This window comes from Faecalibacterium sp. DFI.5.82 (assembly GCF_029076575.1).
In the GTDB taxonomy this organism is placed as follows: domain Bacteria; phylum Bacillota; class Clostridia; order Oscillospirales; family Ruminococcaceae; genus Faecalibacterium; species Faecalibacterium duncaniae.
This window is the reverse complement of sequence record NZ_JARFIS010000514.1, coordinates 1-311: the sequence shown is the minus strand read 5'-3', so window position 1 is coordinate 311 and position 311 is coordinate 1. Positions and strand designations below refer to the sequence as shown.

Sequence of the window (311 nt, the reverse complement as noted above, 5' to 3'; positions counted from 1 at the left end):
ATCAAGGAGACCCTGACCGACCGCACCGGCGACGACATCCACGAAGCCGACACCCGGCAGGAGCTGATGAGCCTTTCCGCCCGGATCGGCCTGACTGTCACCTTCCAGCGGCCCGAGAAAGCCCGCTTTGCCGCCATTCTGGAAGAGCTGGCAAAACAGCACCACATCCAGATGCCCATGGATGAGCTGCTGGTCAAGGCCGAGGCCTTCGCCATCCGCGCCGGCGGCCGCAGCCCCCGCGTGGCAAAACAGTTCATCGAACAGTGCGAGAGCGGCGTGCAGAAATAATGTTTGCTTTTTCGTTTTTATGT

Annotated in this window: 1 protein-coding gene; it reads left to right on the top strand. The window is 60.8% G+C overall.

The features are described from left to right. A partial coding sequence (locus P0G09_RS17670; RefSeq protein WP_275253322.1) for a DUF815 domain-containing protein occupies positions 1-288 on the top strand: 288 nt, incomplete at its 5' end. Between the last annotated feature and the right edge of the window lie 23 nt (positions 289-311).